Annotated in this window: 15 protein-coding genes; 13 read left to right on the forward strand and 2 right to left on the reverse strand. The window is 31.4% G+C overall.

Going from position 1 to position 16,413, the window contains the following annotated elements:
• The first annotated feature begins 31 nt into the window (after positions 1-31).
• The 4 genes from E9099_RS18830 to E9099_RS18845 all read left to right on the forward strand — a co-directional run bounded on the left by E9099_RS18830 (position 32) and on the right by E9099_RS18845 (position 5,145).
• Entirely contained in the window at positions 32-685 is a 654-nt protein-coding gene (locus tag E9099_RS18830) for a hypothetical protein (protein ID WP_136585046.1), read from the forward strand.
• A gap of 101 nt (positions 686-786) precedes the next feature.
• On the forward strand, positions 787-1,824 hold the full coding sequence (locus E9099_RS18835) for an alpha/beta fold hydrolase (protein WP_136585047.1): 1,038 nt from the start codon (positions 787-789) through the stop codon (positions 1,822-1,824).
• 198 nt (positions 1,825-2,022) lie between these two features.
• Entirely contained in the window at positions 2,023-3,342 is a 1,320-nt protein-coding gene (locus E9099_RS18840) for an ankyrin repeat domain-containing protein (RefSeq protein WP_136585048.1), read from the forward strand.
• A gap of 363 nt (positions 3,343-3,705) precedes the next feature.
• Complete coding sequence (locus tag E9099_RS18845; RefSeq protein ID WP_136585049.1) at positions 3,706-5,145, forward strand: hypothetical protein; 1,440 nt, start codon at positions 3,706-3,708, stop codon at positions 5,143-5,145.
• 120 nt (positions 5,146-5,265) lie between these two features.
• Here the strand turns inward: E9099_RS18845 and E9099_RS18850 are convergent, their stop codons facing one another.
• Positions 5,266-5,907: a protein-L-isoaspartate(D-aspartate) O-methyltransferase gene (locus E9099_RS18850; RefSeq protein ID WP_136585050.1), complete on the reverse strand. Its 642-nt coding sequence runs from the start codon at positions 5,905-5,907 to the stop codon at positions 5,266-5,268.
• Positions 5,908-6,067: 160 nt separating this feature from the next.
• Between E9099_RS18850 and E9099_RS18855 the strand changes: the two genes are divergently transcribed.
• The 9 genes from E9099_RS18855 to miaA all read left to right on the forward strand — a co-directional run bounded on the left by E9099_RS18855 (position 6,068) and on the right by miaA (position 15,671).
• The gene (locus E9099_RS18855; protein ID WP_136585214.1) at positions 6,068-7,027 is read left to right on the forward strand and encodes a Gfo/Idh/MocA family protein; all 960 of its coding nucleotides are present in this window, start codon (positions 6,068-6,070) and stop codon (positions 7,025-7,027) included.
• Positions 7,028-7,039: 12 nt separating this feature from the next.
• Positions 7,040-7,927 (forward strand): 3-hydroxyacyl-CoA dehydrogenase family protein, encoded by an 888-nt coding sequence (locus E9099_RS18860; RefSeq protein ID WP_136585051.1) that lies wholly within the window; start codon positions 7,040-7,042, stop codon positions 7,925-7,927.
• A 119-nt stretch (positions 7,928-8,046) separates the two neighbouring features.
• On the forward strand, positions 8,047-9,285 hold the full coding sequence (locus E9099_RS18865; RefSeq protein WP_136585052.1) for a DUF1015 domain-containing protein: 1,239 nt from the start codon (positions 8,047-8,049) through the stop codon (positions 9,283-9,285).
• 148 nt (positions 9,286-9,433) lie between these two features.
• Positions 9,434-10,087 carry a YggS family pyridoxal phosphate-dependent enzyme gene (locus tag E9099_RS18870; protein WP_136585053.1) on the forward strand — a complete coding sequence of 218 codons (654 nt, stop codon included), beginning with the start codon at positions 9,434-9,436 and terminating at the stop codon, positions 10,085-10,087.
• 37 nt (positions 10,088-10,124) lie between these two features.
• Positions 10,125-10,487 (forward strand): four helix bundle protein, encoded by a 363-nt coding sequence (locus E9099_RS18875; protein ID WP_136585054.1) that lies wholly within the window; start codon positions 10,125-10,127, stop codon positions 10,485-10,487.
• 26 nt (positions 10,488-10,513) lie between these two features.
• Positions 10,514-11,878, forward strand: coding sequence for an exonuclease domain-containing protein (locus tag E9099_RS18880; protein WP_136585055.1), 1,365 nt, complete (start codon positions 10,514-10,516; stop codon positions 11,876-11,878).
• On the forward strand, positions 11,875-13,833 hold the full coding sequence (locus E9099_RS18885) for a DUF3857 domain-containing protein (RefSeq protein WP_136585056.1): 1,959 nt from the start codon (positions 11,875-11,877) through the stop codon (positions 13,831-13,833). Before E9099_RS18880 ends, E9099_RS18885 begins: the two co-directional genes overlap by 4 nt.
• A 23-nt stretch (positions 13,834-13,856) precedes the next feature.
• The gene (locus E9099_RS18890) at positions 13,857-14,717 is read left to right on the forward strand and encodes an ion transporter (protein ID WP_136585057.1); all 861 of its coding nucleotides are present in this window, start codon (positions 13,857-13,859) and stop codon (positions 14,715-14,717) included.
• 24 nt (positions 14,718-14,741) lie between these two features.
• Complete coding sequence (miaA, locus tag E9099_RS18895; RefSeq protein ID WP_136585058.1) at positions 14,742-15,671, forward strand: tRNA (adenosine(37)-N6)-dimethylallyltransferase MiaA; 930 nt, start codon at positions 14,742-14,744, stop codon at positions 15,669-15,671.
• Positions 15,672-15,701: 30 nt separating this feature from the next.
• Here the strand turns inward: miaA and E9099_RS18900 are convergent, their stop codons facing one another.
• Positions 15,702-16,412 carry a response regulator transcription factor gene (locus tag E9099_RS18900; protein WP_101018166.1) on the reverse strand — a complete coding sequence of 237 codons (711 nt, stop codon included), beginning with the start codon at positions 16,410-16,412 and terminating at the stop codon, positions 15,702-15,704.
• Between the last annotated feature and the right edge of the window lies 1 nt (position 16,413).

Below are 16,413 nucleotides of genomic sequence, written 5' to 3' on the forward strand. Positions count from 1 at the left end.
AAACCATCGCTAAAGTTTCAACCCAATATAAATGAGAAAACTACTAATTATATCTATTTTATTTTCCTTTTACAATTGCTCTAATACAGCAAATAATAAGATTACTATTATAACAAAACCGGAACATAAAATGGATTCTGTATATACCTTAGACGGTAATAGAGTAACACTTGTCATAAAAAAGGACACTATAATTATTGAGAAAAACCAATACGTGTTAGACAACCAGTCTATATTGGATACTACCACTAATGTCACCACAAAATATGAATACGAAAGTCCAGGAGCCTTAGGAGGAAAATGGATCGAATATTTTTCAAATGGAAACATAAAAGCTAAAGGGCAATCAGCATCACAATTTGGATGTTGGATGAATCAAGGAGATTTTGAATATTATGATTCTAAAGGCATTTTATTAAGAACACTCACTTACGATAATTGGTTAAAGGACGTAAATGATGGCTGCCATGCAACAATAGTAAATATAAAATTAATAGAGTATTTTAAAAATGGAAGCATTAAAGCTGAAAAGCATTACCAAAGTGGTTATGACGATTTAACTTTTTTGGAATTCTACAACAATCCTGAATGGGAAGAAGATTTTAAATCTGGAAACTGGAAGTTTTACAATATAGACGGAAAACTAGTTAAAGTAGAAAAACACAAAACACGTTGGACAAAATAAAATTAGAATATATTGCTTAATCCTAAGTCAAACCACTATACTGCAAACAATTAATGTAACACTTAAAAATTAATTCAGTCTCTATAGAAAATAATACATTTATGAAATTAATTCTTTCAGTAGTAATTACGTTGTTATCGTTTAATCACAGTTTTGCTCAAAAAAAATACTTTGAACATAAGTTTGACCATCATACAATTATAAAAAATAACGATACAATAAACTTTCACACTTATTCTAATGGTGATAAGACTTTAAAAAAAGATATTCTCTTATACATTCAAGGCTCTGGAAGTGCTCCCTTTTACAAGTTAATTAAGCATAGTGATACAATTAAAACGTCCAAAACTGAAGATCAAACAATAAAAAAGTATCTCGAAGTCATTAAAACTTTACCTTTTAATTTAACAGACTTTCCAAACAACTACTTGTTAGTTGCTATTTCTAAAAAGAATATTCCTTTTGAAATATTTGGAAATGACTTTGAAACTCCCCAATCATTTTACGATAATGACAATCTAAATTATAGAGTATGGCAAGCAAATGAAGTCATAAATTATCTTACAAACAGTGATCCCATTGCACAACATAAAGTTATTGTGCTTGGCCATTCAGAAGGTACCGAGGTGGTTGCTAAACTAGGAACAATCAACAATAAAATTTCTAACATTGGTTATTTTTCAGGCGGTGGCAATGCTCAATATTACGATTTCATACTAGATGTCAGAAAACTAGTCCAAAGCGGAGAAATGACTGAAGAGGAATCTATTATAGAAACCGAAAAGATTTTTAAGGAAGTAAAAGACATATACCAGCATCCTAATAGCTTAACAAAACAATGGTTAGGCCATTCTTATAAAAAATGGAGTTCATCCGTAGAACCCTCAATAGATAACTTATTAAAAATTGATATCCCAGTATATGTTGCCCACGGAGCAAAAGACAAAGCCGTTCCGATAGAGTCTGCCTATTTAATTCCTATTGAATTTATTAGGAATAAAAAAAGTAATTTGACTTTTAAGGTCTATCCTAAATTAGACCATTCGTTTTCTATAGTACCACAATCGGAAAACCAAGAATATATTAACAAATGGGATCAAGTATTTATCGATTTTTTAAATTGGTGTAAAATTAATTAACACATAGCTACCCATAAGTTTTTAGATCTATAAAAAGCTGTACTTATTTTTTTATAACTTCGTTTAACTGTAAACACAATTTATTATCACGGAATTATTTCTGCTGAACTCTACAAATAAGCAATTAAAAAATAAGACTTCAATAATCACTTAGGTTAACCGATAAAACCCTAAAAAAAGAACATAATATAAAAAAATATGGCAGAAAATTATAATGATATATTCCAAGCGGCACAAAATGGAAATGTTAGCAAAATAAAACTAGCACTTGCTAACGGTACCGATATTAATATAACAAGAGATAACGATGCTAATCAATCAATGCTTCACTATGCAGCAAACTTTAACCACCTTAACCTAGTCCAACTGCTTGTAGAAAACGGAATAGATATAAATAAAGGGGATACATACGGAAAGACAGCCCTTCATATTGCAGCAAGAAAAGGTGCGCTTTTAATCGTAAAACACCTAATAGAACACGGCGCTATAATCGATAAAAAAAATGAAGAAAATGAAACACCTTTTAACGAAGCTATTTATAATAATAGCATTGAATGCGCCGAAATCCTTATAAAAAATGGAGCAGATATCAATAATCAATATAACTCTCGTTACCAGCAAGGTATCACCTCGCTTCATTTTGCTATTGATGGAGGTTATGACTATTCTGAAAACTTAGTCGCATTTCTTATAAAAAATGGAGCAAAACCAGATATTAAAGATGCTAATGATAATTTAGCGTTGCATATTGCCATAAAACAAAACACGTTAACCTCCCAACTAATAAAAGCTGTCTCTAACATTAATATACAAAACAATCAAGGCCAAACAGCACTTCATTGTGCTGTTCAAAATGATAGTCTAACGCCTTTGCAAAAAATATTGGAACATAGCGGTATAGATTTCAATATTCTGGATAACAATGGCAAACCTGCTTTGTACTATTCCAATAATGAATCTATTGCCGCCCTTCTTATAAAAAAGGGTGCCCCTTATGATAAATCGAAAGAGTACGACGACTTGTTTTGTAGACTTTATCGCGAAAAACATATTGATTTAAACAAACTAAATCATTTAATAGCTTCTGACGAAGCTGAAAAATTCGATATAACAATACTAGTCAACCACGCAATTAAAGCCATAGCAGAGTTTGCTAAAACGCATCAAGACGACGTCTTTTATGTCTTTGCTATTGATGGTGCATTATTATGCTTAAATTCAGAAAAAGCACTTAAAAACACGCTTAAAGAATATGAAAATATACCGTCCGAAGAACGTCTTATTAATTTAAAATTTAATACTGGAGACTTTAAATATCAAGGTTTTTCGTCTTTTAACAAAGGGTTTATTAAGCATTATTATGACGCGCATTACAATCTATCTTCCAATAAACAAAAGGATAGTACTTATGCTGTTGCAATGGACGCAGTACTGCAAGAGTTGCAAAACAAAGAGGCCTTTAAACCTTTAAAATTATCAAAAGACTTTAAGATTATGCGTGTAGAACACACCTATTAAAAACAGATTTTTAATAGGTTTAATTAACTTTCAGAAAAGAATAAAACCAATTGTAATTTTATTAATTATAACTGGTTTACTTTTTTATATCTTACCAAGAAACCGCTATACAATCGTTACCTTTTGTCTACTAAGCATGACCTAAAAAAAAAAAAGAATTGATTACTCAAATAGTTCAAAAGGAAAAACAACTTTTTACAACAACAGTAAGCATTGTCGCCCTTATACAATTTGAATGGAATTCTATTTCTGTACAAAGACACCCCTTCACTTTGTTGTTTTTTTTGACTAACTTCGTTTAACTCTGAATGTCATTCATTAAAAGGGAATTATATTCTTTAAACGTTGTAATCAATTTAAAAAATGAATCTTAAAATTTACTTATTTTGTCTTACAACAATGAGTCTTATTAGTTGCAAAACTAAATTTGTTGGTGGCTCTGAAGAACAATTTCAAACATCTAAAATCGAAATATTAAAGGAGTTATCAATTGATAAGCAAGAAAATTTAGAGATTGCACTGCGTGTGCTTACTAAGTATTCCATACAGGAGAAAAATGATCATTATGGTACTTATTGGGATACATCAACAAATAAAATAAAACTTAATACTCTTGACAATAAAACTTACGACAAACTTATAAAATTTGCCGAAGATTTTATCAAAAAAGAGAATGAAGAAGCAATACTTAAAATTGAGAATACAATTTTAGAATTACAATTAAATAGGAAAAACGCGGATTCAATAATTACCATACTCAATGATTTTAAACCTAATAAAATTTATATAAAGAAATATAAATTAGATGCCCCTTCGCTTATAGTTAAAATTGTAAATAAGGGTAACCTAGGAGGTATAACTTCCTTTATGTTTGACATTGAAATATATTCGATATCTCAAGATAGAATCATTGAATCTATTGGTCTTGGATATTCTAATCTTGCTGGAATATCTAAAGGAATTGATGACTATTTCACTACATTATCAAGAACTTTAACGTTATTAACTAGAAAAAGTAAGCGCTTTGTAAAACAAATAGAACAAGCGGAATCTCCAATATATAATTTAAATGATTTTGATTTACGTGTAAAAATAACGCCTAGCAGAATAGAATTAGCAAATGGAACTAATTATGTTTACCCAGATAAAGTTGTATCTCAATATGATACAGAAATTAGAGACCTTCAGGAGTGCTTAAAGCAATTAAAGTCTTTAAATGGAACCTTAAACGAATTTGTGCTACAGGAAATAGATTCAAAAAAAGAAATTGCATATAATGAAGAGTTTTTACCTATACTAAAAGAAATAAGATCTACAAATAATAAAAATAATGTTACTGCCTTAAATCTTAGCAGTAATATTAGCATAAATCTCCCTGCTCAATACCAAGTTATAAATAAAAAACTTAGTGATTATTACAGCATATCATTGTGTAATACTCTTAGTTTTGATATTTATGATGAAAACCTTATTCAATATCAAATAAAAGATACATTATATGTTGAATTTGATGAAGAAAATGATAAAGCTAATGGCGTATTAAATGTTTTAGAACATAAAAACATAAGTTGTACTATTGAAGAAATTATTGATAAATTTATTGACTCTAATATTTATAAACCAAGTTGGACTTATAAATTAATTGAACATGACGATTCCGGATATTTGTATTTCGAAGATGATCGGTATAAATTCGTCCGATATTTCAAATTAAATAATACGCATTATTGTTATGATATGGATTTTAACAATTTAAAAGAATGCGTTTTAGAATTTGAACGATCCAAAAGTTTGATAAAATAACCGATAACAGCACGGCATATAATTAATTGAACAGACAAATTCTCCGAATCCCCCTAACATTTGGTTTATTCTTACTAGAGACTAATTCCGAGACTATCCCCAACCAAAATCAACCAAACATCAATTCTTATCCTCTAAAAGCGGCACAAATCTAAATTCACCAAATTCTGTTTTTTCAAAATCTTTCTGTCCTTTTCTCACAAAAAGCGTCATGATTTGCACATTTTCTCCAACCGGAATTACCAAACGTCCTCCAATTGCCAATTGTGCTAACAATGGATTTGGAACAAAAGGTGCACCCGCTGTTACAATAATACTGTTAAAAGGTGCTTCTTCCTTCATCCCTTTATAACCATCACCAAAAATTAAACTTTTAGCTCTGTAGCCTAGTTTCGGCAAAAAGCGACTCGTAATCTTAAACAACTCTTGTTGTCTTTCAATACTATATACTTTAGCACCAATCTCGCACAAAACGGCTGTTTGATAGCCACTACCTGTACCAATTTCCAAAACTTTATCGCCCCTTTTAACCTGCATCAATTCAGTTTGAAACGCCACAGTATACGGTTGAGAAATGGTTTGATCCGCTGCAATCGGAAAGGCTTTATCTTGGTAAGCATGGTCTAAAAAGCTAGAATCCATAAATAAATGTCTCGGTATCTTGCCAATAGCTCCCAAAACGGCGTCGTTAGTTATTCCTTTTTTCTTTAAAACAGCAACAAGCTGCTGACGTAAGCCTTTATGTTTAAAAGTATCTTTCAATGGTAGTCGTTAGTTTAGAGCATAAAATTACTTCAAAAATATAACCCTGAAAAGGATTTTCTATCAATTTATAATTTTGTCTTAAATCACTTATATAATTATCAAATTGATATTAAATACTGTGCAAAAAAACTTATTTTTGTTGAAAACAGAACAAACTATGCTAAAAGCTGGTGTATTAGGTGCTGGTCACCTTGGAAAAATTCATCTTAGACTATTAAATCAATCAGAAAAATTCGAATTAGTTGGATTTTATGATGCGGATGCGGACAACGGTAAAAAGGTTGAAGCCGAATTTGGTTACAAATATTTTAAAACTATTGAAGGCCTAATTGAAGCTGTAGATGTTGTTGATATTGTCACACCTACCCTATCGCATTTTGATTGTGCTAGACAAGCCATATCTAAAGGGAAACATATATTTGTCGAAAAACCGATTACTAATACCGTTCAAGAAGCAGAAGGTTTACGTGCTTTGGTTGCAGAATATGGTGTTAAAGGACAGGTTGGACATGTAGAGCGTTTTAATCCTGCTTTTATCGCAGTAAAAGAACAATTAGATAGTCCGATGTTTATTGAAGCACATCGTTTAGCCGAGTTTAATCCACGTGGGACAGATGTACCAGTCGTTTTAGATTTAATGATACACGATATTGACGTTATTTTAAGCGTTGTAAAGTCTAAAGTTAAAAACGTATCTGCCAGCGGAGTTTCTGTTATAAGTGATACACCCGATATTGCCAATGCGCGTATCGAGTTTGTTAACGGTTGTGTGGCTAATTTAACAGCCAGTAGAATTTCGTTAAAAAACATGCGTAAAACTCGCTTTTTCCAACGTGATGCTTATATCTCTGTTGACTTTTTAGAGAAAAAATGTGAGGTTGTAAAAATGAAAGATGCACCAGAAACCCCTGGAGATTTTGATATGGTTTTACAAAATGCAGAAGGTGTTAAAAAGCAGATCTATTTTGATAACCCTGAAATCTCTGCTAACAATGCTATTTTAGACGAGTTAGAATCTTTTGCAGATGCCATAAATAATAACACAACGCCTATTGTAACACTACATGATGGTACAGAAGCGTTACGTGTTGCCACAATGATAATTGATCAATTTTAGAATAACATACAAATGAAAAACATCGCAGTTATAGGTGCAGGAACAATGGGTAATGGTATTGCTCATACTTTTGCACAATCAGGATTTAAAGTACAATTAATAGATATTAGCGAAGCATCTCTAAAAAAAGGAATGGATACCATTACCAAAAATTTAGACCGTATGGTAGCTAAAGAAAAAATTACAGAAGCTGACAAAGCGGAAACTTTAAGTAATATAACAACCTACACTAATATTGAAGCTGGTGTGGAATACGCTGGTTTAGTAGTAGAAGCTGCAACAGAAAATTTAGATTTAAAATTAAAGATTTTCAAACAATTAGATGAGGCTTGTGGCGAAGATACTATCCTTGCAACAAACACCTCTTCTATTTCTATTACACAAATTGGTGCTGTTACTTCAAGACCTGAAAAGGTTATTGGAATGCATTTTATGAATCCTGTGCCAATCATGAAATTGGTAGAGATTATTCGTGGATATAGCACCAATGACGACGTGACTAAAACCATCATGGATTTATCGAAGCAATTAGGTAAAACACCTACGGAGGTTAACGATTACCCTGGTTTTGTTGCCAACCGTATATTAATGCCAATGCTTAACGAGTCTATTGAAACATTATACAACGGTGTTGCAGGTGTTGAAGAAATTGATACCGTAATGAAACTTGGTATGGCACATCCAATGGGACCATTACAACTAGCCGATTTTATTGGATTAGACGTTTGTTTATCTATTTTAAACGTGATGTACGACGGATTTAAAAACCCGAAATATGCCCCTTGCCCATTATTAGTTAATATGGTAAATGCTGGTAAACTTGGTGTTAAATCTGGAGAAGGTTTTTACGATTATTCAGAAAGTAGAAAGGCAGAAAAAGTGTCTAAGCAATTTATATAATTTAAAGTAAAAAGGTATACGTTAGTAGTGTTAATAACGCTAAAAACTTATACCTTTTTTTATTTACTATTTTCCTCTTTTGCCTTTTGCCTAAAAAAGACTTCTCATTACCCAAAAAAATGACTCAAATACTCCCCTTTAAAGCTGTAAGACCAACTAGAGACAAAGTTAGCTTAGTGGCGTCACGGTCTTATCAAAGTTACACGCAAGCAGAAAGAGAAGCGCGTTTAGATCATAATCCTTTTTCGTTTTTACATATTGTAAATCCTGGTTACAAATATGCTAAAGAAATCTCTGGAGAAGCGCGTTATAAACTAGTTAGAAACCGGTATTCCGAGTTTAAGGAAGACAGTGTTTTTATGCAAGACCAAAAGCCTTGTTTTTACATCTACAAAATCGTAGATAGAGATAATCAGGTATTTAATGGTATTGTTGCAGCAGCAAGCGTAGACGACTACACCAACAACATTATAAAAAAACATGAAGATACTATCGCTTCTCGCGAAACCGTATTTAAAGACTACCTAAAAACAGTAGGTTTTAATGCAGAACCAGTACTTTTAACTTATCCAGACAACGATGCTATTTCTAAAATTATAGAAAAAAAACAAAAAGAACGCGCTGAGTTTGAGTTTACAACGACGTATAGAGACACGCATTATTTATGGTTAATTGAAGACCAATCAGACATAGATACAATTACAGCTACATTTAGTAATATGCCAACGCTGTATATCGCAGATGGACACCACCGCTCGGCTTCTTCTCAATTACTTTGTGAGGATTTAAAAAATGAAAATAAAAAACATACGGGAAAAGAAACGTATAACTTTTTTATGAGTTATTTGATTGCCGAATCGGAATTACGCATTCACGAATTTAACCGATTAGTACAAGATTTAAACGGATTAACTAAAGAAGAATTTTTAATACAATTAGATACTGTCTATCGTATTGAAAACAGAGGATTAATACCATATCAACCCTCAAAATCACATCATTTTAGTATGTATTTGGATGGCGAATTTTACTCGTTATACCTTAGAAAAACAGAATATACATTTGATACGTCTTTAGACGAATTAGATGCGCAAGTTCTTTTTAAAACAATTCTAGAACCTATTTTAGGAATCACCGACTTACGCAACGATACCCGCATACATTACATTAGTGGAAAAAAGGACATTGTAACCCTTAAAAGCAAAGTAGATAGTCAAGAATTTACGGTTGGTTTTGGCATGGTTCCTGCGACCATTAATCAAATGAAACAAATTGCTGACGACGGATTAACAATGCCTCCAAAAAGCACATACATAGAACCTAAAATTAGAAGTGGCGTTACTATTTATGAGTTTTAAAATAAAGCAGAAGTAAAAAGGCATTAAAGATAAGCGCTAATTTACATACTATGTTGTATTTTGGTTTGTTATTGAGAGCAAAGCGAAGAATCTACAATTTAAAAGCAATATTGTATAATTCATATAAGAATAGAAAATAAAAAAGCACATGTCAATCAAACAAAACCTTAATACAATAAAACAATCCCTTCCTGATCACGTCACACTTGTTGCTGTTTCTAAAACAAAACCAGTTAGTGACTTAATGGAAGCTTATGAGACTGGTCAACGCATTTTTGGAGAAAATAAAATCCAAGAAATGGCAGACAAACACCAAGAGATGCCAAAAGATATTAAATGGCACATGATTGGCCACGTACAAACCAACAAAGTCAAATATATGGCTGAGTTTGTCGATTTAATACATGGTGTCGAAAGTTTCAAATTGTTAAAAGAAATTAATAAACAAGCCAAAAAGCACGATAGAATTATCGATTGTTTACTTCAAATTAAAATAGCTTCGGAAGATTCTAAATTTGGAATGTCACCGGAAGATGCTTCAACATTACTTCAGTCTGAAGACTTTTCAACATTAAAAAACATTAAAGTCATTGGTGTCATGGGAATGGCCACTTTTACAGAAAACCAAGACCAAATTAAACAGGAATTTGGTGTGTTAAAAACAACATTTGATTCACTTAAAACTGTACATTTAGATTTAGAAACCATATCAATGGGTATGAGTGGTGATTACCAATTAGCAATTGACTGCGGTAGCACAATGGTTCGGGTTGGAAGTAGTATCTTTGGAAAACGTAACTAATAGTTAAAAAGTAATAACTAAAAGTTTTAATTAAATAATGAAAGAATCAATTTTAAAGACTAAAAGTTACAATTTTGCCCTGCAAATTATTAAGTCTTACCAATTGATTGTGAAAAATGATAAGGAATATACACTATCTAGACAACTTCTAAGAAGTGGAACTTCTGTTGGTGCCAATATAAGAGAAGCCGAGTTTGCTCAATCTAATAAAGATTTTATTAGTAAAATGAGCATTGCTCTTAAAGAAGCCAATGAAACAGAATATTGGATTGCTTTACTTCATGATTCCTTATACTTAAACCGCGACTTATTTTTGAGTTTAACTTCTCAAAATAAGGAATTAATTAAAATGTTAGTAGCTACAATAAATACTATGAAATCAAAATCAACCAACTATTAATTTTTAATTTTTCACTTTTAACTGTATTGTACACAATAGTCGACATAGAAACCACTGGTGGTAAGTTTAACGAAGAAGGAATAACTGAAATAGCTATATACAAATATGATGGCCATGAAGTTGTAGACCAATTTATTAGCTTAGTCAATCCAGAACGTGAGATTCAACCCTTTGTAGTTAATCTTACTGGAATAAATAGCAAAATGTTACGTAATGCTCCTAAATTTTATGAGGTAGCTAAGCGTATTGTAGAAATTACAGAAGGCACTATTTTGGTGGCTCATAATGCCAAGTTTGATTACCGCATTTTAAAAACAGAATTTAAACGCCTTGGGTTTCCGTTTGAGCGTGAGACGTTATGCACTGTAGAGTTATCAAAAGATTTAATTCCAGATTTACCAAGTTATAGTTTAGGAAAGCTAGTTAGATCGCTTGGTATACCTGTTACAGACAGACATCGTGCGTCTGGAGATGCTTTAGCTACTGTAAAACTATTCAAATTATTATTAAGTAAAGACACCAATAAAACTATTATTAAAGAATCTATTAGGAAAGAACCAAAATTCCAAATGGAACCGCGATTAATCGATATAATAGAAAATTTACCGTCTAAAACAGGAGTGTATTATATGCACAAAGCAGATGGAGAAATTATATATATTGGTAAAAGTAAAAACATAAAAAATAGAGTTAACCAACATTTTACGGGCACAACCACTAAATCCAAAAAAATACAAACGCAAGTGCTTACCGTTACTTATGAAGCTACAGGAAGTGAGTTAGTGGCGTTATTAAAAGAAAGTGAAGAAATTAAACGCAATAAACCGATACTGAATAGAGCATTACGACGCAGTATTTTTACACATGCTTTATACAGTTTTAAAGATAACAATGGTTACATAAACCTAACAATCGATAAAGCGGATGGCCGAAAACCACATATCACGACTTTTAGCACTAGACAAAGTGGTAAACATTTTTTAGAGAAAATGGTAGACCAATTTGAATTGTGTCAAAAACTATGTGGGCTATATAAAACTAAAACAAGTTGTTTCCAATACGAAGTAAAAAAATGCGAAGGCGCTTGTATCCAAAAGGAAACTCCAGAAAGCTATAATGCACGTGTCCAACAACTACTAGATAAGTACAACTACAAAAACAAAAACATGGTTATTGTAGATAAAGGACGTGAGATTGATGAGCGTAGCGCTATTTTAATACAAAACGGAGTGTTTAAAGGACTAGGGTTTTACAATCTAAATTATCAAATCAATAATCTTGAGATTTTGGAATCTATTATTACTCCTATGGAAAACAATAGAGACCAACAACATATTATACAAAGCTATTTACGTAAAAATAAACGTATAAAAACACTTAATTTAGAATGAGAATACTAGTCGTAATCGCCCTCTTATTTACCAATTTTTTAGTCTCACAAAACCAGTTTAATACTAAGGATTTAACGACTACTAGAACAGACCTAGAATTAAATAAATTTAAGCAAGACACAACTGCCAATGCTCTTGTTTTATATGAATATGGCAATGCCAAAATTGACGAAAAAAGCTTCAATTTAGTATTAAACTACAAGAAAAAAATTAAAATTTTAAACCGAAATGGCTTTGATCAAGCTGACGTTAAAATTTATTTATATAATTCAGGAGGTAATAAAGAAAAAATAACAAATTTAATAGCTACCACGACAAATATAGAGGATGGTAAGGTCAATAGAATAAATCTTGATGCTTCTCAAATATTTGAAGAAAAAGCGGACGAGAATCACACAATATTCAAATTTATACTTCCAAATATAAAAGAAGGTTCCGTTATAACTTATAGTTACACTTTTGAAAGTCCGTTTATATATAAATTTAACACGTGGCGCTTTCAAGAAGAGATTCCAAAACTTTATAGCGAATACAACACAAGCATCCCAGGTAATTATGACTATAACATTAAACTTGTTGGAGAACTGAAATTAGATGCAAACGAAAGTACTATAAAAAAATCCTGTATAGAAAGGAACAACGGGGCTCGTGCGGACTGTACAGTTGGTAAATATACCATGAAAGATATTCCTGCTTTTATTGAGGAGGATTATATGACTTCTGCTAAAAATTATTTATCAAGAATTGAATATGAATTAAAAGTTGTCAAAGGATTTGATGGTACTGTAAATAACATTACTAAAAATTGGGAGACTACAGATAAAGAATTAAGGACAGATTCCAATTTTGGGAAACAGTTAAAAAAGGAAAGTCTTATAAAAAAACTAATTGATCCTGAATTACTAAATCAAAAAAGCGAATTAGAAAAAGCGAATTACATTTTTGATTTTGTTAAAAGCAATTACAATTGGAATAATTATTACCGTATATTTAAAGATGTATCTATTAAAGAGGTCATTGAAGAAAAATCAGGTAATGTCGCAGAGATTAATCTACTTCTTTATAACCTATTAAAAAAACATGGTATCCAGATTTATCCTGTACTATTGTCAACCAGAGACAATGGATTTATCACTAAACTTTATCCTGTTATTTCAGAATTTAACTACATAATTTTAAGAGCAGAAATTAATGGAGAATCCTATTTTTTGGACGCAACAGACCCTTCACTTATATTTGGAGAGATACCGTTTAGATGTTTAAATCAATATGGAAGAGAAATTGATTTTAAAAACGGTAGTCGATGGGTTAATATAAATCCAAAAACAAACTCTTCAATACAACAAAAGGTTATTGTAAAAATTAATGATGACGGCACCTTTACAGGAACCTTAACAACTAGTAAAACAGGATATAATGCCTTAAAAGCTAGGCAGACTTACACCAGAAATAATCAAGATAATTTAAAACAATATAACTCAAAATATCCTGATTATACTTTTGAAGATATTGAAGTCGAAATAAATAAAAATAGTAAATCAGTATTTACTGAAACTTTGTCTATCTCTGGACCATTAACAACAATAGGCAACAAGGTTTACTTAGATCCTTTTATTTTTAAAATTTTCACAGAAAACCCATTAAAACTAAACAAAAGGACTTACCCTATTGACTTTGGTTATAAAAATAATTTTGTTTACAATATTAAAATTGAAACTAGCGACAATTATAAAATCATAGAAACACCAGAAGAAAAATCATTTAAATTATCTGATAATTCTGGTTTACTCGTTTTTAAACATGCACATCTTGATAATATTATAGAGTTATCATTTAGAGTACATTTTTATAATACAATATACTCGGCAAATTATTATTCTGAACTAAAATCTTTTTATAATGAACTTGTTAAAATACAAAATAACATTGTAATTGTTTTAGAAAAAAATAACTAATCTTTATTTAGTATTTTTACCACATGAGTACAACAAAAGAAACTTTAAGTTGGAAAGATAAACTTCATGAAATTATTTATGAAGCAGATACACCTGCTGGTAAATTATTTGATGTTGTTTTACTTATTTTAATTTTAGCCAGTATCTTATTAGTCATGCTAGAAAGTGTCAATCATATTGACGCTAAATACCACGAAGCCTTGTACGTTGGTGAATGGATTATTACTATATTTTTCAGTATCGAATACATCCTACGCATCATTACAGTTAATAAACCCTTCAAATATATCTTTAGTTTCTACGGTATCTTAGATTTACTATCAACCTTACCCATGTACATCTCTTTTGTTTTTGCAGGGTCTCACGCATTAGTAACATTAAGAGCTTTACGATTATTAAGAGTTTTTAGGATTTTAAAATTAGCAAGATACTTAGGTGCATCTAATCAATTAAAAGATTCGATTATAGCTAGTCGTGTCAAAATATTTGTGTTTTTATTTGCCGTATTAATATCATCCGTCATTTTTGGAACCATCATGTACCTTGTAGAAGGTGAAGATAATGGCTTTACAAACATCCCTAAAAGTGTTTATTGGTGTATCGTAACCTTAACTACTGTCGGCTTTGGTGACATTGCACCACAAACAGCCTTAGGCCAGTTTATCACTACAATAATCATGATTTTAGGATATGGTATTATAGCTGTTCCAACAGGTATTGTCTCTGCTGAATATTCTAGAAGTATGAAAAAGTCTGATGACGAAAAAAATAATGCCCCACAGAAAAAGCTGAATTTAAATACACAACGTTGTTCTAATTGCCATGAAGAATATCATGACGATGATGCACGTTTTTGCAAAGCTTGCGGACATACACTACATTAATTTTATATTTAAATACTAATTAAAGTGAAAGACACTAATAAGTATCTCATATCCATTATTGGACCAACTGCTATTGGAAAAACGGCACTTAGTATTAAGCTTGCTAATTACTTCAACACAGAAATCATATCTGCCGATTCTAGACAGTTTTTTAAAGAAATGACCATTGGTACAGCTGCTCCAACAACAGAAGAACTAGCTGCCGCAAAACATCACTTTATACATAACAGATCCATTACAGAGGCTTATAATGTCGGCACTTTTGAAAAGGAAGCTATTAGCTGCCTTCAAGAACTTCATAAAACTAAGGACGTTGTTATTATGGTTGGTGGCTCTGGACTATACGTAGATGCTGTAACCAAAGGATTAGATTATTTTCCTGAAGTAGATAAATCAATAAGAGCACAACTAAATTCGCAATTAGAAACGGAGGGCCTGGAGGCGCTTCAGCTTAAGCTGAAATTACTTGATGAAGTGTCCTACAATACGATAAAGATTGATAACCCACAACGTGTGATTCGTGCATTGGAAATTTGTATTGGTAGTGGTCAACCTTACGCTTCATTTTTAAACAAAGACAAAAACAAACGCCCTTTTAAAACGATAACAATAGGCTTAGAGGCCGATCGTGCCATTATTTACGACAGAATTAATAAACGGGTGGAAATTATGGTTGATAATGGTTTAATTAATGAAGTTAAAGCCTTGGTCCCTTTTAAACATTTAAATAGTTTGAATACCGTTGGCTATAAAGAGATTTTTAATTACCTAGATAATACTTGGACCTTAGATTTTGCGATTTCTGAAATACAAAAAAATTCTAGACGATTTGCAAAACGACAATTAACCTGGTTTAGAAGAGATCCTAGTACCATTTGGTTTGATTACCTCTCACCCATTGAAACTATTACTTCTAAAATTGAAACTATATTAAACAAAAAAAATCCAGCTTAGCGCTGGATTTTTTTTTATAGAAAAACTTTGTTACGAGTTCTGATTAACGACTAATCTAAAGCCTTCTCCATGAATATTTAAAATTTCAACTGTTGGGTCTAATTTTAAATACTTTCTAAGTTTAGCAATGTAAACATCCATACTTCTTGAGGTGAAATAATTATCATCTCTCCATATTTTTGTCAACGCTAATTCACGAGGCATTAAATCGTTTTCATGTAAAGCTAACATACGTAGCAATTCATTTTCTTTTGGAGACAATTTAACTTGATCCCCTCCATTATAAGTTAAAAATCTAAGTTTAGAGTTTAAATCAAAACCTCCAATTTTAAATTCAAATTGTTTACTATCAGCAACAGTATCATTCGCTTTACGCTGCATGATTGCTTTAATCTTCATTAATAAGACTTCGCTATCGAAGGGTTTATTAAGATAATCGTCAGCCCCAACTTTATAACCTTTAAGCACATCCTCTTTCATGGCTTTTGCAGTTAAAAAAACAATTGGCACGTCTGTATTTTTTTCTCTAATTTCTTTAGCTAGAGTAAAACCATCTTTATACGGCATCATGACATCTAAAATACATAGGTCAAAATCACCACGTTTAAACTTTTCGAAGCCTTCCATACCGTTTTTGGCGTGTGTTACTTCGTAATCGTTCATTGCTAAATAATCTTTTAAAACGGTTCCAAAATTTGGATCGTCCTCGACTAATAATATTCTTTTTAATTGTTCTTCCATA

Origin of the sequence: Psychroserpens sp. NJDZ02, assembly GCF_004843725.1 — a bacterium.
In the GTDB taxonomy this organism is placed as follows: Bacteria; Bacteroidota; Bacteroidia; order Flavobacteriales; family Flavobacteriaceae; genus Olleya.

Excerpts from the sequence above, each read along its gene's own strand:
- E9099_RS18865 (WP_136585052.1), top strand. The coding sequence starts at position 8,047 with ATGACTCAAATACTCCCCTTTAAAGCTGTAAGACCAACTAGAGACAAA.
- E9099_RS18860 (WP_136585051.1), top strand. The coding sequence starts at position 7,040 with ATGAAAAACATCGCAGTTATAGGTGCAGGAACAATGGGTAATGGTATT.
- E9099_RS18830 (WP_136585046.1), top strand. The coding sequence starts at position 32 with ATGAGAAAACTACTAATTATATCTATTTTATTTTCCTTTTACAATTGC.
- E9099_RS18855 (WP_136585214.1), top strand. The coding sequence starts at position 6,068 with ATGCTAAAAGCTGGTGTATTAGGTGCTGGTCACCTTGGAAAAATTCAT.
- E9099_RS18835 (WP_136585047.1), top strand. The coding sequence starts at position 787 with ATGAAATTAATTCTTTCAGTAGTAATTACGTTGTTATCGTTTAATCAC.
- E9099_RS18845 (WP_136585049.1), top strand. The coding sequence starts at position 3,706 with ATGAATCTTAAAATTTACTTATTTTGTCTTACAACAATGAGTCTTATT.
- E9099_RS18900 (WP_101018166.1), bottom strand. The coding sequence starts at position 16,412 with ATGGAAGAACAATTAAAAAGAATATTATTAGTCGAGGACGATCCAAAT.
- E9099_RS18885 (WP_136585056.1), top strand. The coding sequence starts at position 11,875 with ATGAGAATACTAGTCGTAATCGCCCTCTTATTTACCAATTTTTTAGTC.
- E9099_RS18875 (WP_136585054.1), top strand. The coding sequence starts at position 10,125 with ATGAAAGAATCAATTTTAAAGACTAAAAGTTACAATTTTGCCCTGCAA.
- E9099_RS18890 (WP_136585057.1), top strand. The coding sequence starts at position 13,857 with ATGAGTACAACAAAAGAAACTTTAAGTTGGAAAGATAAACTTCATGAA.
- E9099_RS18840 (WP_136585048.1), top strand. The coding sequence starts at position 2,023 with ATGGCAGAAAATTATAATGATATATTCCAAGCGGCACAAAATGGAAAT.
- E9099_RS18870 (WP_136585053.1), top strand. The coding sequence starts at position 9,434 with ATGTCAATCAAACAAAACCTTAATACAATAAAACAATCCCTTCCTGAT.